Here is a 22094-nt window from a genome sequence, read left to right as displayed (position 1 = left end):
CTATTGTAACATAAAACCGTTATAAATACAATTTTAAAAGTTCCGATTACATTCTTACTTTACCGCAGAAAACTGATGTGTTTCCACAGCTTCTAATTCATTAATTCGAATCCAGTGGCTTGTATAAATCTCCACTTTGATTTTGGATGCTTTTACTTTTCGTTTCAATGAAACTTCCGTTGTTACTTTCGGATTTATTCCGGCATCCGGTCTTACAGTGGCTCCCATCTCGGTCCATTTTCCATTCTCATAATAGGAAATACGGTATGAATACTGTGCCTTTTCAGATGTCATCGTCAAGTCCGGTATCACACCGGTCCCTGCACTCGCAGACTCGCTTTCCTGCAAAGTAAAGAGACGAACCACATTGATACTTTTTGGCTCACTAAACGTCATCGTAACTTCATGACGGTCTGTATCACTGCTTCCTCCAACACCAGTTTCCAAACCTTTCGTAATTCGATCTCCATCCACGACAGAGTTTGGAACAGTGAAAGAACCACCACCACTTTTCTTCTGTCCGGCAAGTTTTACTGCATCTTTCATTGCCCAGTTGACATACGGCGTCAAAGTTATTTCTGAAACTTCTACGTTCGTATCTGCAAAAACAAACCGTACCTGTGTGCTTTCAATTGCTTCTTTACCCTGAACAAAAATGGTCTTTCCGTCATCGCTTGATTTTCCGGTATATATCGTCTTCCATGTATCATCTGACTGTTTTACCTGAACCTCATAACTGCCAAGCGATGAATCCTTTGTCTGAATCATAAATCGGTCGTACTGATAAGAATCCTTAAAGTCAAATGTAAGCATAGGATTTGCATCCGTTGATTGTGGCTTCCATGTTGTTTTTTCATCCTTATCATATACATTTTCTGCTGCATTTGAAGTTTCTTCACTCGTTGCGGTAATGGAAACCGGCAGACTTTCTTCATCTTCATACACTTTAGAAGACAGCGATTCAATTACCGCATCCGCTCCCGTCACTTCCATTGTGATGTTACCAAGCCCCGGCGTCAAATCCATTGCACCATCTAACATATACTCTTGCATGGTATCGGATAACTGAACTTCTCCAATTGTCTGGTCATTCCATTTAAGTGTTACAAAAGCTTTTCCGTCGGACTTTCCTTTCAGGTAAAATACAAACAAATCATCTTTTTCAACCTGCGCAAGATAAGAATATGTCATGTCCTTTTTTGCCTGTAAATTAGTATGTGCTGCCTTAACTCCTTCATAATCAGAAGCTGAAATACTTCCCGGAACTTTCGCATAATCACGAGTGCGGACGGTTACTCCGCTCACGCTGACATTACCGGATACGACGGTCATTGTAAACGTCTGGCTGCCGGCATCCAGTTTTGCCATATCTGCCGCCTCATACAGTGCCTGCTCTTTACCAATTGTTACGGTACCAAATGTCCGGTCTCCACATGAAATTTTTACCTTTGCTGCATTGTCCGATTTTGCATCTAAACCGGCAAAATAGCTTTCCGATTCTGATACAATTCCCTTGGCACTAAAGGTTTCACCTGCCTGATATGTTGTTTTTTCCGTGGTAATTGTTCCCGGAAGTACATTTTCATCTGCAAGAACACCTGCAAGCGTTGTTTCTTTTGTCTGTTTTTTACCAACATAATAACTTTCTTTCGGCCCGGCATTAGAGCTTTTGACCGATTTTTCAGAAACAACCAATTTCTGAAGCAGGAATGCAGGGTCATCAGAATATATACGAATCGCATTCACGCCAGCATTTAGGTGGATATTATTCTCCTGCTTTCTGCCATTTACTTTCACATCATTTGCCCATGAACCACTGTATTCTCCAGCCAAAAACGTATCGGCATCTACTGTATTTTTCTCAATTAATGTTTCCCCATTAATCGAATAACCATACGATATGCAAACCTTATCACGATCCAGATTATTGGATGGTGCTGTATAAACAGTAAATTTATACTCTCCATCTTCCGGAACACATACTGCATATTCTGCATAGGCAGCTTCTTCCATCGTCTTTGTCTTATCCGCATTTGTCGGAAGAATTTTCATTGACTGTCCGGTTTTTCCATAACCGTCAAAAACATGGAATGCTGTATTATTGCCGCCTTCTTTTGCCGTTACATAATTTCCCGGAAGAATGGAGGCATATCCATTTGTGTAAACATATGTCTTGTCTGCATAGGAAGATGTATCATATACCTTTGCATTAACATTAAGTGTAATGGTCTGGCTGCCGCTTTGAATTTTAACGGATCCGGAAGCATCTTTTTTGACCTTTGAAAAATCAACCGATACCTCAAACGCATCCTGCGATTTTACTGTGCCGGATTTCTTACTTACAACAATCCAGTCCTCCGAAGGAGTTATCGTATAAGCAAAACTGTTCGCTCCCTGATTGGAAACAGTTACTGTATAAGATTCCTGATTCAGATTTGTAAAATCGGATAATGTACCACTTTCTGATGCCTCGACAGCCTGTTCTTCATTTTCCATCGTAACCATCATTTTACCATCAGCCGCTGGTTTCACCCAGACTGCTTTTGGATAACTCCAGCCGGTTGAGTTCCATGTCACAAAGCCGACATGAGGAGAACTCATCATACCATCCCACTTGTCACCGACGCCCGGCATATTTTTGTTGTAAGTTTTCTGTAATTCCTTATCCAGTGCCACCGCTTGTTCCAGCTCAGCTGCATATAAATTTGCTGCCACACTGTTATTTTTCGCCAAATATTTATTGATGCCACTTAATATCTGCATTTTTGTCACATTTGCCGATGCAACAACCGGGAAATAGACAAGTTCAAAGTATGCCGCCTGCCAATCCGATGGAATCTCTTTCTGACACGCTTTCGCTCTTCGTATCATGTCATCCACTTTGACAAGCATTTCTCTGCCTTCATTATAATTTACTGAATCATAAGTTGCCGAATTGATGGATTCCGGTTTGCCGGAACCATTTAACCATGTATAATCATCCAACAGCATCTCCATCTCATTCACAAGAGAATCCGATGTGTTTTCGCCAAACTGCTGTTTTACCCAGTTTTTACGATATTCAGTAATTTTATCTTTTCCATTTGTTCCCCATGTATCATAATCATATGCCATATCAAGGAAATAGGAAATATTCATCTCCATCGGCTTCAAATCACCAACATTAACGATCCAGATATTATCAATGCCATGCTCATATGCCATATTCATCTGTTCCCAAGTTTTAGTAAGAGGAACTGTATTTACCCATTCATAGGAAGTCGGACCGCCATGGTAATCAAAGTGATAATACATACCATAACCGCCTTTTCGATTTTTATCCTCCTTCGTTGGAAGCGTACGCATATTTCCAAAGTTATCATCGCAGAGCATAATGGTTACGTCATTTAAAACATCCCATTTTTTCAATCCCTCTGCTTTATCTGTGCCATGCCAGTAGTCCTCTACTTCTTTATAAACAGTAAGAACCTGAGGGGCATCCGATAAATTATTCTTTTTCAAAATATCTTTCTGCGCCGTAATTACTTTTTTCAAAAGTGCAATATTTTCTTCTTTTGTTCCTGACAAAGAAGAATCCGACTCGCCACGCATGCCGAGGGTATAAACATTTTCAAAGTTTTTATTTCTTGTCACACCATCTTCCCAAAATTTTGTGATGGCAGTTTCGTTCGTATTAAAATCCCATGCGTTGCTTGTGCCGTACTGACGATATTTATTCTGCCATTCCACACCGGCACGACAAAGTGGCTCATGATGAGAGGTTCCCATAACAATACCGTATTTGTCGGCGAGTTCTGCATTGGCTAACTTATTCGTTCCCTTACCGTCCTCGCTAAAAGTATTCGACCACATCGCCGGCCACAAATAATTTCCTTTACAGCGTAAAATTAATTCATAGACATTTTCATAAAAATACTGATTATATCCGCCAAATTTTTTCTTTGCATAACTAGTCAGTGATGGAGCTTCATCATTTAGGAAAATACCACGATATTTTACGGATGGTTCTTTGGATGTAACCGTTAATTCCTTTTCCGGAATCTGAACTACATCTTTAGCAACCGGTGTAGCATCGCCCCAGTAAACCCATGGAGAAACACCCATTTTCTCAGAAATATGATAAAGACCGTAAATCGTTCCACGCTTATCACTTCCGATAACGACAATTGCCTTTTTTACATTAGCTACCGGATTTTCTACCACCTGAATGCGGTAAACTTCGCGCTTTCCTTTTATCTGGGAGGCATCTACTTTTCCCTGCTCAATCAAGGAATCAATTATCGCATTGTTTCCGATGGAGCCGGCAATAATTGCATATTCCTTCAATGATTCTGTCTTAGTTATGACATTTGCCTTTGCTTTCTCTTTTGTAACAAGAGAAATGTCTTTGGCAACGGAAGCTGCAATCAGTGATAATCCATCGTAATCTTCTCCTTTGGCATCTAAGTACAGACTTGCTGCAGAATCCTTTGCTGCAATCGTAAAGTAACCTGCCTTCTGTTCAGTAATCAGCGGGTCTTTTGTCGGCTGTGGTTTACTTGTATGAACTGCCGGAGCTTTTGTTACCGCACTTTTTTCCTTCACTGTAATCTTACACACTGCCTTCGCACCACGTCCATCCTTTGCATAAGCAGTAATCACAGCGGTACCTTTCTTCTTCGCCATAACAACTCCTTTTTTGCTTACCGATGCAACGGATGATTTTGATGAACGGTAAACAACACCTTTTTTTGTTGTTTTCGCCGGTGTCAGTTTTGCTGTTAATTTCAGCGAACTGCCACAAAATAAACTGGCACTTTTTTTACTAAGTGTTACTTTCTTTACTTTTTTAAGCTTCTTTGTTACCGTAACAGAAATCACTGTTTTTTTCTTTCCGCAAGAAACGATAACCTTTGCTTTACCTGCCTTTTTCGCCTTACATTTTCCCTTTTTGTTTACCGAAACAATCGAGGATTTCGTTGAGCGAAATGTTACCTTTTTTGCCTTTTTTTTCGGCGTCACCTTTACTTTCAACTGAAAAGTTTCACCTTTTTTCAGCGAAAGCATAGAAATTGCCGGATTCGTCACTGTAAGACTCACAGAAGGCGAAGCCTTCTTCTTTGCCTGTGCAAAAACGATTCCTTGTCCCCCAAAAGAAGTTGTAACCAACGCAGCTGTTAAAAATGCTGTCAAACTTCTTTGGAACATCTTTGTGTTCTTTTTCACATATACCAACTCCTTATCGTTATATAGTGATTTCATTATATCTTACAAAAAATACAATTTCGATTGCAAAAAATGTGTTTTAGATTGAAAAAATTGAATATCTTGACAAAAAACATGAGATAAATCTATAATCAGAGAAAAGAATGATGACGAGGAGGATTTGTTTATGCGCTATTTACTTCATGAATCGGACCATCCGATTTCAACCGATTACTATTATGAATGTCGAAAGACAACAAACGACCATTTTCCAATAATTCCTGCCCATACGCATGATTATTATGAAATTTATATCTATCTCAGTGGCTCTGTTATGCTGTTTATTGAAGGCCGCATATATAAAGTAAAACGTGGAGACATTATGGTTATTCCTCCCTATACAATTCATCAGCTTCTTCTCACTTCAGAAGAACAACTAAATGATGAATATGACCGCACCTATATGTATATTACCCCTGCCTGCCTATCCTCCTTCGGGTTTAATGAATACTCTCTATTAGAGCCGATTGAACTGGCAAAAGAAAACAAACGGTATCATTTTAATATTGCCGATTCTGATGATTTTGAGCGCATATTTGAGTGTTTTATGGGGATTTACCAGAATTCAAAGAGAGAATTCCGCGAAAAAGAAATGTTAAACCGTGCTCATATTTTAGAGGCTGTTACACTGCTAAACAAACACATTCTTTTAGATATGAAGCCAAGAAAAGCGACACACGTGAATCCTTTGATTGATAAGGTACTGTCTTATATTAATGAACATTACAAAGAGGATTTATCACTGGAGCAGTTAGCTGGTCACTTTTATCTAAATAAATTTACGCTGGCAAAATTATTCAAAGAACAGACCGACCGAACCGTACATAATTATATTATACTAAAACGAATCAGCATGGCAAAACAAAAAATAACAGAGGGGATGCTCCCCTCTGTTGTATACCAAGATGTAGGATTTCGTGATTATTCTACTTTTTACCGTGCCTTTCTCAAAATGGAGAAAATTTCTCCAAAAGAATTTGCACGTTTCTGCTCCGATAAAAAGGACAATTAGAACAAACCGGTAATCTGTCCATCGTCATTTACATCAATTCCTTCGGCAGCCGGCACTTTTGGCAATCCCGGCATAGTCATAATTGTGCCGGTAATGGCAACGACAAATCCTGCTCCGGCAGAAACATAGACATCACGGATATGGATTGGGAAGCCTTCCGGTCTGCCAAGGATTGTTTTATCATCCGACAAAGAATACTGATTTTTCGCCATACATACCGGCATAGAGCCAAACCCAAGCGACTCAATCCGTGCAATCTGTTGTTTTGCTGCCGGCTCAATGATAACTTCTCCTGCTCCATAAATTTCTTTTGCAATTGTCTCAATTTTTTCAACAATCGACAAATCATTTTCATAGAGATAATGGAAATTACTCTCTTTATTCTCAATTGTGTCAATTACTTTTTGTGCTAACTCAATGCCGCCTTCGCCACCTTTTTCCCAAACCTTGGAAAGTGCGAACTCACAGCCTCTCGCCTCACAGAACTCCTTAACGTATGCAAGTTCTGCTTCGCTGTCAGTTACAAACTGATTCAATGTAACAACACATGGCACACCAAATTTAGCAATGTTTTCAATATGTTTTTCCAGATTTACAATACCGGCTTTCAATGCATCAAGATTTTCTTCCGATAAATCTTCTTTTTTAACACCGCCATTGTATTTGAGGGCACGAACCGTAGCAACAAGTACAACGGCATCCGGTTTCAAATCAGCCATACGGCATTTGATATCTAAGAATTTTTCTGCTCCTAAGTCAGCACCAAAACCAGCCTCCGTAATTGTGTAATCTGCTAATTTCAAAGCTGTCTTTGTCGCACGGACACTATTACAGCCGTGAGCAATATTGGCAAATGGACCACCATGCACAAGTGCCGGCGTATTCTCCAAAGTCTGAATCATATTCGGACGAATAGCGTCTTTCAAAAGTGCAGCCATCGCGCCTACTGCTTTAATTTCTTTTGCCGTAACCGGTTTTCCTTCATAAGTATAAGCAACAATAATTCTTCCCAAACGTTCTTTCAAATCTTTCATGTTGTCTGCAAGACAAAGAATCGCCATGATTTCGGATGCTACCGTGATGATGAAATGATCTTCTCTTGTCACACCATCCACCTTGCGTCCGAGTCCTACCGTGATATTACGAAGTACACGGTCATTCATATCGACGCAGCGTTTCCATACGATCTGTTTTGGATCAATGTTAAGTTTATTTCCCTGTTGAATATGATTATCAAGCATTGCCGCAAGAAGGTTATTTGCCGAAGTAATCGCATGAAAATCTCCCGTGAAATGAAGATTCAAATCATCCATCGGTACAACCTGTGCATAACCGCCGCCGGCAGCACCACCTTTTAATCCAAAGCAAGGGCCTAACGATGGCTCACGCAAAGCAATAATTGCCTTTTTCCCAATCTTATCCATCGCCTGTCCGAGTCCAACCGTCGTTGTTGTCTTTCCTTCACCGGCCGGTGTTGGATTAATCGCTGTCACAAGGACAAGTTTACCATCCGGGCGGTCTTTAATTCGCTCCCAGAGTTCGTCCGTCAATTTTGCTTTATATTTTCCATATAAATCCAATTCATCCGCAGTGATGTCTAATTTCTCTGCTACTGTCTGAACCGGCAGCATATTCGCCTCTCTTGCAATTTCAATATCTGATTTCATATTCTACCTCCATCTTTCAAAGCACAATATCTGTTAACATAACTTGTATTATACACACTATCTTGTTCTAATGCAATAATTTATCAGAAACAAATGTAAAATATTGCTCCAACAAATGAACATCCGGCTGGCACTGATATAACATTCTGGCACCGACAACATCTTCAATTTCATTTAAAAGCCAATGATTGTTTTCATCTAAAATAAAATCAATACCAACCATGCCAAAATCAAACACCTGAACAACCTGATTTACATAATCAATAATTTCTTTATCGCATTGGTATGATGTAACACTTCCGCCCAAAGAAAAATTTGCCCGAAAACTGTTATTTGCCTGACGCTTCACAGCACCGACAATTTCTTTGCCTATGACATATACACGTAAATCCACGCCGGATCCTTTGACAAATGGCTGTAAAATAAAATCTGAACCGGCGATTCCCTTTTGAATCGAGTCAAAGGATTCGTTTGTCAAAAAAACCTGTTTTCCACCGTGTCCATCCACCGCTTTTATTACATAATCCGGATACTCCTTTAATAATTTTTCGGACAACTCAACATTTTGAAACGTCTTTGTTTTTACCAGCGGAATTTCGCAGTTTTTCAAAATATAATCATAGGTTTTTCCTTTATGATTGCAGATTTCTGACACAAAAGAAGAATTAAAGCAGGGAATCCCCCTCGCCTCAATTTGCTTTGTCAAAGCAGGACAGATTGTGCGAACCATACAAAAATCAACAGATTCCCGATTTGTCTCTAAATATTCCATCACATCTGTGTCATATAAAAAATGAATCGGCATATTTAACTTTTCACCTGCTTCTTCATGCATTTTAATGTAGGAAGCATTTCTTTTTGAGCCTTCTTTATCATAAACTAGTAAACCATTCCATCGTTTTGTCATTTTCTAACATCCTTTATGATCCATTCCACGATTTTATCCGCAACCGCCACACCGGTGCAGGTTTGTATATTTTTAAAATGTGCATTCGAATTTACTTCACAAACAATCGGACCGTCTTTGCCAAACAAAAGGTCAACTCCTGCAAAAGAAGTTCCAACTGCATGAGACGCTTTAACCGCAAGTTCACATTCTTCCTTTGACGGTGTGTAATCTTTCATCTTACCTCCGGCGGTTATGTTAGCACGAAAATCATTTTCCGAATACCGGTACATGGACGCTGCTACTTCATCACCAACAACCTGAAGTCTGACATCTCTTCCGGTGCTGTTTTCTATCATTTCCTGAAACAAAAATTCTACCGAATCCGACTGTTTCATCACCGCTAAAAGTTCTTCTCTATTTTGCACTAGATACACCTGCTCGCCAAAGGAGCCAAATGCCTCTTTTGCTACAAATGGATATGTGAGTTTTTCTTCCACTGCATGCAAAAAATCATACTGATTAAATCCAATGGTCGAATATGTCATCGGTGCAAATATCGTCTGTGGAATTGGTAGTTTATTCTCCTGTAATGCCAGATAAGTTAACCGCTTATCATCGCAGATTCTAATTGCCTCACTGCTATTATAGACCGGAATTTTCTGATTTTCTAAAAATTTTGCAAGTAAAATATCTTTATCCCAAAACAAAACAAAATCCGGTTTTTCTTTTATCTTTTCCTGCACATCTACAAGAATTTCACAATTTGTATAAACGGTTAGTGACACACCACACCGTTTCGCCGCCAGCAAAAATAAATCTGTCAGTTCAGAAAACTTTTTGGTGTGTAAAAATCCATTGACAATCAGCCAGCCATTCATCAGCCATTCTCCTCAAGATAATTTTCAAATTGTTCACTCGACATCAAAATCTGTCTCGGTTTGGTACCTTCTTCCGGTCCAACAATACCCGCATCCGAAAGCTGGTCCATAATTCGTGCCGCACGGTTAAAGCCAATTCGGAACATACGCTGCAAAAGACCAATGGATGCCTTATCTTTTTCAATGATAAATCTGGCAGCCTCGACAAATAATTCGTCTTGTTCCGGTGCACCACCATGGGCAGTATTAGAATCATTTTTTGCTCCCGGTACCGGTGCCGTGTCAATATGCTTTGTTACTTCTTCGTTATAGGATGGACCGTTGCTCTGCTCTTTTAAGAAGCTGACAACGGAATCTCTTTCTTCATCAGAAACAAATGCTCCCTGTACACGAATTGGTTTTGGCAGATTTTGCGGTGCAAACAACATATCACCATTTCCTAACAGTTTTTCTGCGCCTGCCGAATCAATAATAGTTCGTGAATCCACGGCGGAAGAAACCGACAAAGCGATTCGTGATGGTATATTCGCCTTAATTAACCCGGTAATAACATTAACCGATGGACGCTGTGTTGCTAAAACCAGATGAATTCCTGCTGCACGGGCAAGCTGCGCCAACCGACACACGGAATCCTCTACTTCTCCCGGTGCAACCATCATCAAATCCGCGAACTCGTCTACGATAATAACAATCTGTGGCATCTTCTGATAATCCGGGTCATCTTTGTTTGTCAGTTTGTCCATTTTCGCATTATAGGATTTGATATCACGAACACCTGCATCGGCAAATTTCTGATATCTTCCGGTCATCTCTGCTACCGCCCAGCCAAGTGCTGCCGATGCCTTCTTCGGATCTTTCACAACCGGAATCATCAAATGTGGAATATCTTCGTATGCAGTCAGTTCCACCATCTTTGGGTCAACCATAATCATTTTTACTTCATTCGGATCCGCTTTATAAATAATACTCATAATCAGCGTATTAATCAAAACCGATTTACCGGAACCAGTCGCACCGGCAATCAATAAATGCGGCATTTTTGCAATATCCGTAACAATTGTTTTTCCGCTGATATCTTTACCAACGGCAAATGTGACTTTGGATTTCGCCTTCGTAAACTCACTGCTCTCTAATAACTCACGCAACGTAATCATTTCCCTCGCCGGATTCGGCACCTCGATACCAACTGCCGCTTTTCCGGGAATCGGTGCTTCAATACGAATATCCGATGCCGCCAGACTCAGTTTAATATCATCATTCAATCCGGTAATGCGGCTGACTTTAACCCCCTGTTCCGGAATCAGTTCATAACGAGTTACACTTGGTCCAAGGCTGATGTCTCCCATCTTGACACGCACGCCAAAACTATCTAACGTTGACTGCAATTTAGCCGCCGTCGCACGAAGTTCAGAATTGTCCATACGTTTTCCATTGCTCTTTGGTTTGTTCAACAAATCAAGCGAAGGAAAACGATACGGAATCTGTTCCGTCGCAGCCTTTGACAAATCCTTATGTACTGCATCCATTTCTTTTTTATCTTCTTTGGTTATCTTAACCGGTTCTTTCTTTTGTTTCACCGGCTCATCCACCGTATCTGTTTTTGTAGGTGTTTTTGGTTCGCTCTGTGTTTTCTTTGATGCACCAAATTTTTCTTCTAATTCTTTTTCGTAAACACTTGATTCTCTAACCGGCTCTTCTCCGCCACGGATAATATTGATTTCCGACAAATCCTGTACTTCCGGCACCACCTCTTCCATCTGGGCTTCCGGTTTAATTTCTTTTTGAGGAAGTTTATTCTTATCTTCCTGAATTTCTGCTTCTGCTTTCTTTGCCCGTTTCTTTTTCGTCTCTTTCTTTGGCTTTGCTTTTGACGTTTCTTCTTTATCAAATGTATAGGTGCTCATCTGTCTTCCACGAGAATACACCGGTTCCGGTTCCTCATAATAATAATCTTCATCCGTCTCACGCTCTTTATACATCTGCTGAATGGAAGAAAAAATGAGTTTCTTGCTTAACAGCATAAAGAACAATAAAAACAGCGCCAGTATCACAATAAAAGAACCTGCTCTTCCGAGCACACGTGCCAGTTCAAAAGATAAAATTCCACCGAAGAAACCACCACCACCGTGATTTTCAGCACAAACAGTATAGACTTCCCATACATTCTGCACAGGGTCATTTACCACCCACTGAAATAATCCGCACACACTCCAGTAAATGCCGGCACTATACCAGACCTTGTGACGCAGTCTTTGATTCTTCGCATTTGCCAGATACAAACCTGCAGTCACAACCAGATAAACCGGGAAAACATACGCCAGTGCTCCCAGCAGTCCAAACAGCAAGGCACTTAACCCTTTGCCAAACACGCCGCACATTTGGAACAAACTAAGCAGTGACAAAATGGCAAACACAAAAAGAGCAAGAAACACAATCTCTCTTGCCAATGGGCTTGCCTGCTTTGTCTTTTTCGATGTATTCTTTCTCGAAGAAGCCGTCCGTTTCGTATTTGATTTCGATGCCGGACGTCCACGCTTCTTCGTATTTTTTGTTGTTTTCTTTGTAGCCATAAAATCCTCCCCAGACACAACTAACATGTACGATATCTGCCAATTGATTCGCAGCGTACTGAAATTATATTATACACTGAATCGCTTTTTCCCGCAAGTGTTTTATCGAACAGATGTTTATTTATTCATCAACCCTCTCAGTTTCTGATAAGCCTTATCAATTCCTCCAACCTCATTAACAAGTCCGGCCATCACCGCATCCTCTCCAACCAAAACGGTTCCTAAATCTTTGGACAGCATACTCGTATTCATCATTAACTTTTCTAAATTTTCTTTGGAAATGCGGCTATGCTCTGCCACGAAACAAATAATTCTATCCTGAATCTGTTGAAACTGACGATATGTCTGTGGTGTTCCCAGTACCATACCACTCATTCGTACCGGGTGAATAATCATAGTCGCCGATGGAACAATAAAAGAATAGTCTGCCGCCACGGTAAGTGGAACAGCAATCGAATGACTGTCCCCAATGACCAAGGAAACTGTCGGCATACTTAAGGAGTGAACCATTTCCGCCAATGCAAGTCCGCATGAAACATCACCACCGACGGTATTCATAAGAAATAAAATTCCCTTTACATTTTCGTCCTGCTCTGCCCTTGCTAAAATCGGCAAAATATGCTCATATTTGGTTGTTTTGGCATTTTGTGATAAGCAGTCATGTCCCTCAATCTCCCCAATAATAGATAACGTCAAGATTCCTTCATTCATTACCATGCCATATTCTTTTACTGCATCCTGTTCCATCTGTTTCGCCCTCATCTTTCCTGTCATTTTTGACTTCCATTTGATACGAAACAGTATTTCCTAAATCATAAAATTTTATCCCTGATAAATTTCCGGTCGTCTGTCACTTCTTGAAAAAATCGTTTTTTGAAATACCTCTTCTGAAAAATCAAGAGTTACATAGTCATTCCATTTTTTAGAGTCCGGCGAAATCATGCTTCCATCCGGTGCATAGGCAGCTGAACTTTTTGTATATTGGATTCCATCTCCCTCGCCAGTTCGATTTACGCCTACCACATACGAGGACATTTCAATCGCTCTCGCCGTAAGCAGCGAATACCACTGCTTAATGCGGCTCTCCGGCCAGTTTGCAATCAAAAAGATAACATTTGTATCAAGCGGCATCTGCTGAAACATTTCAGGAAAACGCAAATCGTAGCAGACTGCCATACCAAGGTGCATTTCATCCACGGAAATATGACAGATTTCACTGCCCCCTCGATACGCCTTTGTCTCACAACCATGCGTAAATGGATGGATTTTCTCATAGTCAGCAAGCACACTTCCATTTTCATCAACAAAACAAAAATGATTTCGCCCAAACTCATCCGGCATGGTAATGTAACCAAAGCCAATCATTATAGAATATTTTGCAGAAAGAGCCGAAAAATATGCAATTGTCTCCTCATGATAGTCTGCCATCTCTTTAACTCGGAGAGAAAATCCGGTCAATGTCATCTCCGGAAACAAAATGATGTCAGCGTGTTCATCCGCCGCCTCCTGTATCATTTCCTCACACTGAAACTTATTTGCTTCTTTATCTTCCCAGACAATGTCCATGTTTGTAAGCGCAATTTTTTTAGACATAAAAAGCCCCCTTTGTCTTCTTCCCCAAGTATAACATAGGTTTGGGGAAGGGGCAAAGGGGGGCTAATATTAAATATCTTTAAATATCTTTTACAATTTCATCAAAACGAGCAGCTTTCTTTTCTTTTGAAACACGTCCTGCCGGATGATATACCCAGGTTAATTTCGGTTCATCCGCTTTATCTGTATATCTTTCTAACAGTAAATTCCAATTTTCTTTGTTATTCAAAAAATTATAAACTTCTGTTCCAACTGCTACAATTGTATGTGGCTGAAATAACGCAATTTCCTCCAAGAATATTTTCTTATATACATCGTCTACTACATTCTTGCAGCCACTCCGATTTAATTCTGCAAATGGTACATACTTTTCTTCATTTGCTGATGTAATCTCATATCGGAACAAATTTGTCGTGTACACATTTTTTAATTGATGCTTGTTCATAAAAGATACAATCATCTGTCCATAATCTTTTTGTCCTGTCAAGCGTTCTACATTTTTACAATCATCCTGTAAATCAAGGGAACGCCACAAATGAGTACAGAGATACTCCCCTACTGGTTCATTATGCTTAAGTAGTTCTTCAATGTTTTGATTAAGAACATCATAGCCAAAACAGTCCTCTAATTTATTACTTGGCGAATCAAATACAAGCAAAACCCTTTTATCCTCATCAAAAGGCCCGTAGTCTATCATATCATCTCTGTGATTCTCATTATAAATATCTAATAAATCCAAACCATGATTACCATTAGAAATAATTCCATATGTAAAAGGAGTATTCTCTAACACACTTAAATTTTCAAGATAGGTTTGAGTGATAATATGTTTGCTCGATTTATCTTCCAAATCTAATTTTCCACAACATACTTTCCCCTTTTCATTTAGGATACTACAGATATGATAATATACATTCTCATCATATTTTCTATAGCCACATGAGAAGTTAAACTCATTTAATTTATTTCTGCATTCTTCTGCTGTCATTTTCATAAATGTCATCCTTTCTGTATAAACTTAATCTACATTAATTATATTTCATAAACTCTTTGATTTGTTTTTTTGTTGCTATAGATTTCCAGCCCGAATATTTTCCATAAACAGTTTTACCTTTTTGTTTCTTGTACGCTCGGACGCGTACTTTTCCGGTTAATGCAAATTCAGGTGCCCTTGACAAAACAATATACCAATATAATTTTCTGTTTTTCAAAGAACTCTTTTTGGTTTTAATCGTTTTTTTCTTTATTGTACATGTTCTTCGATATGCAGAATAATTATATAGCTGGACCTCATAACCAGTTGCGCCTTTCACCTTTTTCCAAGACAAAGTGTATCGTGATTTCGTAGTCACTTTCTTTGCATTTTTCTTTTTCACTTTGACACTGTGAACTTTGCCTGGCTTTTTTACCTTGACGGCCTTCGCGGATGATTTGTTATTTGTTTGCTTATCCGCAGCATCACTATCATCATCCCAAGACCATTCATTATCCGCAGCATCCCCTGAAGAATTGCCTGCGTTTAAATCCTCAATATTATACACTACTGCCAATTCCGCACTATTTTTCATGCCATTTTTTACAGCAATTGCCCTTAAAGTAAATTTGCCGTTCTGATTAAACAAAATAGGAAGTCCCAAATATTCATTAGAATAAATGGTTGGCATAGAGCCATCAGTTGTGTAATAAATTGTTGCACCACTTGTATCACAATTTAAATTTACAACAACAGCTCCATGATAAGTTCCGCTGTTCATATTGGCTGTCGGCGTTTTTACCGTATTCCTCATATCCGGTTGAGCAGTAGGCACGGGAGTATTTGTCGGCCTTGATACTTCTGACAAATTAATATTATAAGTCTTAACTAATTCTTCACTACTTATCCAGCCGCTTTTTACTGCAATAGCATTAATTGTATAAGTACCATTACTATCGAACACTATTGGCGTCCCCGTATATTTCTTTGAGCCGGTAGTAGGAGAACTTCCATCCGTTGTATAATAAATTACTGCCCCTTTTGTACCGCAAGACAACTGAATTGATAGTGCTTGTTTATAATTTCCCTGTTCAATACTTACCGTAGGTTTTGAAACCTGAAACTTTACTGTCATTTCTGTTGGTGCACTTGCCCCGTAACCATCGGCAACAGCAATTAATTTGAAATAAGTAGTTCCATAAATTGAAAATGGCGTTGTATACAAAGTTGAACTTGTCGTGACTTCATCATCCATATTTGAATAATAAATTTTCGCACTTGGAGCATCACTATGCATAATAATTCTTTTTTCATTTTCGTTTACATTCTTAACTTCAATTGTTGGACTATCGGTCACAAAATATTTACCTAATTTCTTTAGCAAAATCTTTCCGCCATTGACACCGGGAACGCATGCAAATGTATCTGTAAAGTCTAGTCCCGGAAATGCACTTTGCTCGGTTAGCTGCATTGAATTCAGCGCAGTTCCCTGTTTATCTGTTAGATAAGTTCGATTTAATTCGTCATATAATTTTGAGTATGTAAATACATTTTTTATAGTTATCATTGCATACGACTTTCCAATTACTGTTCCAGCAAATTGTGTACCCCTAATTTTTTCTTCTAATGAAACGCTTGATATAATATACTGCTGACTTACTTCATCTCCGCATCCAACCAAACCTCCAACACAAGAACCATTTACATAACTTTGGGACATACAATTTTCAATCATTACATTTTCTGCATATCCAACGAGGCCACCGACATAGTTACCTTCTAATTCCATATCAGCATAGCAATTGGTAGTATTAACATAGTCAGCTTCTCCTGCAATTCCACCCACCATACTGTCTGTATCAGAACTTTTTATCGAGCCTAGCGAAACACAATTACTGATTTCTAATGTTGATTTTGAATTACGTGTTGTTCCGCCTATAATTCCTCCATAATAAATTGCATAATTACCTGTATCTGTTGACATCTTAATATTGACGCTGCAATTATTTATTTTTACACTCTGCGTTTCCTTATGAATATTTACATAAGAACATATTCCGGCAAATGAACCACTTTCTCCTTTCTGATATTTTGATACATCTGCTTTCCCTTCTACGTCAACATTTTCTATTAATATTTTTCCTTTAAGACCATCATACGCAAAATCAATTGTATTAATCAGGAACCCTTTACCATAATCATCACTTCCTATATTTGAATTTTTTATTTTCAAATCTCTCACGGTAGCAGAACCAACGATACTGTCAAACACTACCGAATGTAAATTCTTAATTGTATGTCCCCTTCCATCCAGCACACCACGAAAACCTTCCGCCGGCTTATAGGTCCCCTCATATTCGGACATATCAATATCTGCAGACAAGCAATATTTTCCATCTACTACATAATTTAATTTGTCCATATCTTCCGGCGTTTTAATTTCCTCGTAATCCGAATAATTATTCGCCTTCACTACCGATTTAGAATACACCTTTTTTTCTTTAGCCGTTACATTCATCACTTCCTTGTTAGGAATCAATCCGGCTATCACCGCAAAACATAATAAAATAGCTATTGTTTTTCTTCTCATATTTTTCTCCGATATAGTGTTAATTTATCACTATACTTTTCCTTTCTTTCCTATATTTTATCCAACATAATTAGAACTCCAACTATATGGTACCCTGTCCCCCTTTTTTAACTCTTGCTCATAATCCACTGCATCATAATTTTCTCCCCCCCAATCTTTTGATTTTGCTTCATCCATAACGTAATCAGGATTATAACCACTACTCACATTATCGCTGTAGTGATAATAACCAGTATATATATCTACTGCCGTGATACACACCGCATAATAATATTCGCTATATCCATCTTTACCCATAAGCACTACATACCTTCCATTCCCATCACCTTCGTAATCCATCACCCGGTATTCAGAAATATCATCTTCGCTTGGTATTTTCAATTGTATAACTTCTTTAGCACTTTGTTTTACAGCTTCCATCCGGTCTGTATAAAATGCTTGTGGAGTTTCTAGAAAATATTCCGTGTACTTATGCGTATATTTAACAATAGAAAACACAGTTGCAACAGCAACAAAACACGCCACACCAATAATTGCAATTATCTCAGGTTTTTGCATTTTATATCGCATTCCTTTAGAAACTGCATCTTGCCGCATTTTTGTCCGGTAACGGTTTAATGAAAAGGAGCCTGCCAGTAAAACAATACATATAATATGTAATAAGAATCCGAATCCAAAATGTTTGCACTGGTCACGCAATGAATTATAAAGCAAAAAATCACTAAATATAACAATGCCTGCAAATACCACTACCGGAATCATCGCCGGCCACCACCTATTAATAAAATGCAACCCTGCCGATATTACAAGAATACTGAGGCTAACTAATAATAAAGGCAATAGAATAGCTTTTGCTGAATGAAAATTAGGCCATTTAGACATAATTCCCACTGCGCCATGATCAACTGCTACTCTAACCTGATTTGCGTTACTGTAAAATATGTTGTCTGCTATATCACTTCCACTTAAGGTAACTGAGGGCACAAAAGCTACAACAAGTGCCGTAATTGCTAACATAATTAACGAATACACCTTACTTACTCGTATTTTTTTCATCTTTTCCGCTATAATAGTTGGTGCTCCGCATATATTGCAAAATTTTGAATTAAAATTAATTATATTCCCGCAATTAGTACAATAGCTTGTTTTTCTTTCCATTTTTTTACCACAGTTCGTACAAAATTTCATTTCGTCGGAAACAAGTGTTCCGCAATATTTACATATCATAAAAATCCTCCTCAGTTTTCAGTTTTTTGTCTACTCACTTCTTCTTGTATATCCTTTATAACATTTTCATTTTTAATGTACTTATACAATTTTTCAACTTCATCATATCGCTTTTGGTCAATCAAATTATATGCCTGAAACTCATATACTGATTCTTTTCCCTCTTCAGAATCAATTTTATTATAAATTTCTATTGCCTTGTCATATTCACCAGAATCACGATAATATCTAGCCAGTCTATCATACGCCAAAATAAGGTTATCCTCATCCTTTATCTGCTCATAGAGTTTTATTGCTTCCGTAAACTTATTTTCATATAATAACATTAACGCCTTTTGTTGTATCACCTTTCTCTCTTCTTCTTTTTCTCCCCATTTGTGATAAATCGCAATTGCTTTATCATATTCCTCTTTTTCAAAATAACTTTTGGCCTCCTTGCATTGTATTTTTTTGATTTGTTGATTTGCCACTTTTTTATCTTCCATATCATTCAAGTACTCCATTGCTTGTGAATACTGTTCATTCGCCATAAACTCTTTTGCTTTTAGCAGTTTATAATCATCTGAACGATAATACAAAAATGAACTTGTTAATTTAACTGCAATCAGTACAAACACAGCAATAAGTGCAATAATAATTATCGTTTTTATTCTTTTATTACGTTTTTTCAACATTAAAATTTTTTCATCAATTTTTTCAATATACTTGTTGGATTCCTTAAAACCGGCAAATCCCAAAAATAATTTTTTTGTCTTTTCAAGAGCTACAACATTACTGCTATATCTTATTTCATTGATTGCATTAATATAAGCAATATTCTTTTCGCATTCCGAAATATAATCAGAAGTCTCTTTATAATCTTGTAATTCATAAAATTTAAATAGAATATTTATGTAGTCATCACTTGTACGTGCCCCATTAAATTTTTTTACTAAGTCATAGTACTTTTCTTCTTTTAGCTTTTCCTTTTTTATTTCACATTCCTTTATTTGCTCATTTGCATCCTTATACTCAGGAATCGTTCGAAACATTTTCTTTGCTTCATTACAGGCTCCTTCTCCTTTCGCATATTTTAAAAGTTCTACAGCTCTTATGTAAATAGGCTCATACTTTAAAAGTTTTACCTGTTCTGCATTTGTTTCATCTGCATATTGTAAAAATCTTTGAAAATTTATATTATTTTCAAAACCATTATCGCGTTTAATCAGGTCATATATATTTTGCGCACGTAATTGAGCCATCAATTTAAGCAAATATGCTTCCGCACATTCAGGATAAGAATCCAAAATTCTTTCCGTATATTGTTCTACTTTCTCCCAATTAGCATCTTCCAAGAACATATTTGCACGTGTTAGTAACGGTTGAATCGCATCGGTAGTTTTTTTATCTATATTGTCTGGATTTTTTTCTTCTTGTGCAATAAATGTATTGTTTGTTTCATCCAGATGTTTATTTATATATTCATGACTTTGATTCATTGGCTGATATGAAACTTGGTTGTTTGACGGCATTCCATTACCTATATATGTCTTTTGCTGTTGAATGTTTTGTATCACATAATTTCTAACAACCAAATCGTAAATTGCTCCTGCAATACCTATGATTCCACCAAAAAGTACATTTAACACCAGGAAAACAATAATAGATGATAAACGACTCGAATAGTCATTATAAATCTCATCAATTGACATATATAACAGTTTTTCTTTTTTATTTACTCGCTTAATTCCAAATACTATATTCCAAATACCAACAAATATCAAATACCAAAATGCAAAAATAGATATTAATGTTTGTATTCCACCAACGCAAATCCAAATAATTCCACTAACCATTTCTCTTGTTCCAATATTTTGCCTAAGCATTTGGCGATTATCAAAAAAATTGCGATTTTGCTGCGATTGATACGTGTAATTGCTATATCCATTTGCCTGGGTTCCACAATTTACACAGAATTTTGCCTCGTCATTCATTGCATTTCCACAATGGACACAGATTTTCATAAATAACACCTTCCCTTCTTCAAAACTTACTCCTATCATACCACCCACTTGTCCATTCCCCTTTCTTTTTTTTGCACACAAAAAAGACGGCTCACCGCCGTCTTTCCTATCTCACATCTATTCCAAAACATCCGTCAACGTATACACATCAACACTTCCAAAGCACTGTAGCAGTAAATAATCTAATGGGTATTTATCATCCATCGGACGCATACCGCATAAATTCAGTATGCTGTCTGCCATCGCTACAAATTCCTTTTTCACGACTTCCGGCGACTCCTCTCCTGACTGTTTCAAAACCACATAATGAATCAGGACAAGCAAATCTGCACGACGTATGTTATGCGTGCGCTGACGCTGTTTACGAATTTCTTTCTCCAATTCCTGTAATTTTGTTTCGCCATCCGTCTTACCGGTTCGACACTTGGTATACGCCTGCAAAAGCCGCATTTCCTTTTCTTTTTGCTTAGCAATCGAACTAATATCAGAAATATATTTCGCATCCACTGCACCAATTTCTTTTTGCAGCAAATTCCGCTTCATATCTCCAAACCGTGTATGTGGAAAATGAATACCATCATAAATTTCTACAATCAAATCCGAGACACGGCGAAGCGGACTATATGCCATCTTCGTCAAAAATTGTATTTCTTTCACTTTTTCTTTGGATAACGGGCTTTTTACCAACCGGGTCTGATTCTTTATAAAACGCCGTATTTCTTTTCCGTAGTCTTCTTTCTTAATGTCATTGTTTTTCAGCCAAGAAAAAAATCCGACATCTTCTAAGGCAGTAAACAAACATTGTTTGATATCTTTTCTGAAAAAAGCCAGTGCTTTCTCTAACAATGCCATATAATTTTGATAGGTTGTCATGCTGTAGCCTTTAAATAATGCTTCGTTTTTTCGCATCCACACAAGAAATTCTTTTGTGTCAAGATTTTTTACCGGCTCATAACGCCTTAAAATCTCGTCCGTGTGTGCCGTCTGCCGAACAGGCACATTCCAATCGCTGTATTGTTCAAAATAAGCAACCATCTCCTTATACTGCTCATAAGTCATATGATTTTCCAAACCGTACAAAGCAATCATCTCGTGATAATCATTCACCTGAAAATCGTGTTCAGAAATAGCATACATAAAATATTCTCTTGTTTCATCCACTGAAAACTGACAGACAAATGCCAGATGAATAATCTGTTCTCTTTTTGGCATCGACTGTCCATGAATACCAAACCATTTTTGAATGGTTGGACGTGAGGCGATTTTTGCCTTTGACACTTTATCATAAAAGTTATAATAAGCATTTTGCCTAACCTCATCCTCAATTACTTGACTGAGTGGTTTTTCAGTTGTTTTCCATTTTTCAATCATGAAACGGTCGCATTTCATAAAACACTTTTGCATCATTTCATGAAAAATACGTCTCTTTTCTTCCTCTTCCATTATGT

The 22094-nt window shown here is 38.0% G+C and carries 13 protein-coding genes; 1 reads left to right on the top strand and 12 read right to left on the bottom strand.

Going from position 1 to position 22094, the window contains the following annotated elements; genetic code table 11:
- Positions 1–54 precede the first annotated feature (54 nt).
- Entirely contained in the window at positions 55–5205 is a 5151-nt protein-coding gene (locus DW019_RS02965; RefSeq protein WP_182431029.1) for a glycosyl hydrolase 115 family protein, read from the bottom strand.
- Between the two features lie 166 nt (positions 5206–5371).
- Here DW019_RS02965 and DW019_RS02960 point away from each other — a divergent pair, with 166 nt between their 5' ends.
- Positions 5372–6256: an AraC family transcriptional regulator gene (locus DW019_RS02960; RefSeq protein ID WP_118442483.1), complete on the top strand. Its 885-nt coding sequence runs from the start codon at positions 5372–5374 to the stop codon at positions 6254–6256.
- Here DW019_RS02960 and DW019_RS02955 read toward each other — a convergent pair.
- From DW019_RS02955 to DW019_RS02905, 11 genes are all read right to left on the bottom strand, one after another.
- Positions 6253–7923 carry a formate--tetrahydrofolate ligase gene (locus DW019_RS02955; protein WP_117478617.1) on the bottom strand — a complete coding sequence of 557 codons (1671 nt, stop codon included), beginning with the start codon at positions 7921–7923 and terminating at the stop codon, positions 6253–6255. The genes DW019_RS02960 and DW019_RS02955 overlap by 4 nt on opposite strands.
- 67 nt (positions 7924–7990) lie before the next feature.
- Positions 7991–8830 (bottom strand): ATP-grasp domain-containing protein, encoded by an 840-nt coding sequence (locus DW019_RS02950; RefSeq protein WP_117478618.1) that lies wholly within the window; start codon positions 8828–8830, stop codon positions 7991–7993.
- A complete protein-coding gene (locus tag DW019_RS02945) occupies positions 8827–9690 on the bottom strand; it encodes a RimK family alpha-L-glutamate ligase (RefSeq protein WP_117478619.1) in 864 nt (287 codons plus the stop codon). Before DW019_RS02945 ends, DW019_RS02950 begins: the two co-directional genes overlap by 4 nt.
- Positions 9690–12260 (bottom strand): DNA translocase FtsK, encoded by a 2571-nt coding sequence (locus tag DW019_RS02940; RefSeq protein ID WP_118442482.1) that lies wholly within the window; start codon positions 12258–12260, stop codon positions 9690–9692. Before DW019_RS02940 ends, DW019_RS02945 begins: the two co-directional genes overlap by 1 nt.
- Positions 12261–12377: 117 nt before the next feature.
- Complete coding sequence (locus tag DW019_RS02935; protein ID WP_243024085.1) at positions 12378–13034, bottom strand: ATP-dependent Clp protease proteolytic subunit; 657 nt, start codon at positions 13032–13034, stop codon at positions 12378–12380.
- Positions 13035–13082: 48 nt separating this feature from the next.
- Entirely contained in the window at positions 13083–13853 is a 771-nt protein-coding gene (locus DW019_RS02930) for a nitrilase-related carbon-nitrogen hydrolase (protein WP_118442481.1), read from the bottom strand.
- Positions 13854–13932: 79 nt separating this feature from the next.
- On the bottom strand, positions 13933–14847 hold the full coding sequence (locus DW019_RS02925) for a uracil-DNA glycosylase family protein (RefSeq protein WP_118442480.1): 915 nt from the start codon (positions 14845–14847) through the stop codon (positions 13933–13935).
- Positions 14848–14881: 34 nt separating this feature from the next.
- On the bottom strand, positions 14882–17416 hold the full coding sequence (locus DW019_RS02920; protein ID WP_118442479.1) for a chitobiase/beta-hexosaminidase C-terminal domain-containing protein: 2535 nt from the start codon (positions 17414–17416) through the stop codon (positions 14882–14884).
- 57 nt (positions 17417–17473) lie between these two features.
- On the bottom strand, positions 17474–18643 hold the full coding sequence (locus DW019_RS02915) for a zinc ribbon domain-containing protein (RefSeq protein ID WP_118442478.1): 1170 nt from the start codon (positions 18641–18643) through the stop codon (positions 17474–17476).
- 11 nt (positions 18644–18654) lie between these two features.
- Positions 18655–20685 carry a zinc-ribbon domain-containing protein gene (locus DW019_RS02910; RefSeq protein ID WP_243024090.1) on the bottom strand — a complete coding sequence of 677 codons (2031 nt, stop codon included), beginning with the start codon at positions 20683–20685 and terminating at the stop codon, positions 18655–18657.
- Positions 20686–20763: 78 nt separating this feature from the next.
- The gene (locus DW019_RS02905) at positions 20764–22089 is read right to left on the bottom strand and encodes a hypothetical protein (RefSeq protein ID WP_118442476.1); all 1326 of its coding nucleotides are present in this window, start codon (positions 22087–22089) and stop codon (positions 20764–20766) included.
- Positions 22090–22094: the final 5 nt, after the last annotated feature.

The organism is Clostridium sp. AF37-5, assembly GCF_003477605.1.
Lineage (GTDB): Bacteria > Bacillota > Clostridia > Lachnospirales > Lachnospiraceae > Eubacterium_F.
Note: the sequence above shows the minus strand (reverse complement) of the source record. Positions and strands in the feature narration are given on the sequence as shown.

What these genes read in the sequence shown, in the direction of transcription:
- DW019_RS02960 (WP_118442483.1), top strand. Translation starts at nt 5,372, where the DNA reads ATGCGCTATTTACTTCATGAATCGGACCATCCGATTTCAACCGATTAC.
- DW019_RS02955 (WP_117478617.1), bottom strand. Translation starts at nt 7,923, where the DNA reads ATGAAATCAGATATTGAAATTGCAAGAGAGGCGAATATGCTGCCGGTT.
- DW019_RS02950 (WP_117478618.1), bottom strand. Translation starts at nt 8,830, where the DNA reads ATGACAAAACGATGGAATGGTTTACTAGTTTATGATAAAGAAGGCTCA.
- DW019_RS02945 (WP_117478619.1), bottom strand. Translation starts at nt 9,690, where the DNA reads ATGAATGGCTGGCTGATTGTCAATGGATTTTTACACACCAAAAAGTTT.
- DW019_RS02940 (WP_118442482.1), bottom strand. Translation starts at nt 12,260, where the DNA reads ATGGCTACAAAGAAAACAACAAAAAATACGAAGAAGCGTGGACGTCCG.
- DW019_RS02935 (WP_243024085.1), bottom strand. Translation starts at nt 13,034, where the DNA reads ATGACAGGAAAGATGAGGGCGAAACAGATGGAACAGGATGCAGTAAAA.
- DW019_RS02930 (WP_118442481.1), bottom strand. Translation starts at nt 13,853, where the DNA reads ATGTCTAAAAAAATTGCGCTTACAAACATGGACATTGTCTGGGAAGAT.
- DW019_RS02925 (WP_118442480.1), bottom strand. Translation starts at nt 14,847, where the DNA reads ATGAAAATGACAGCAGAAGAATGCAGAAATAAATTAAATGAGTTTAAC.
- DW019_RS02920 (WP_118442479.1), bottom strand. Translation starts at nt 17,416, where the DNA reads ATGAGAAGAAAAACAATAGCTATTTTATTATGTTTTGCGGTGATAGCC.
- DW019_RS02915 (WP_118442478.1), bottom strand. Translation starts at nt 18,643, where the DNA reads ATGATATGTAAATATTGCGGAACACTTGTTTCCGACGAAATGAAATTT.
- DW019_RS02910 (WP_243024090.1), bottom strand. Translation starts at nt 20,685, where the DNA reads ATGATAGGAGTAAGTTTTGAAGAAGGGAAGGTGTTATTTATGAAAATC.
- DW019_RS02905 (WP_118442476.1), bottom strand. Translation starts at nt 22,089, where the DNA reads ATGGAAGAGGAAGAAAAGAGACGTATTTTTCATGAAATGATGCAAAAG.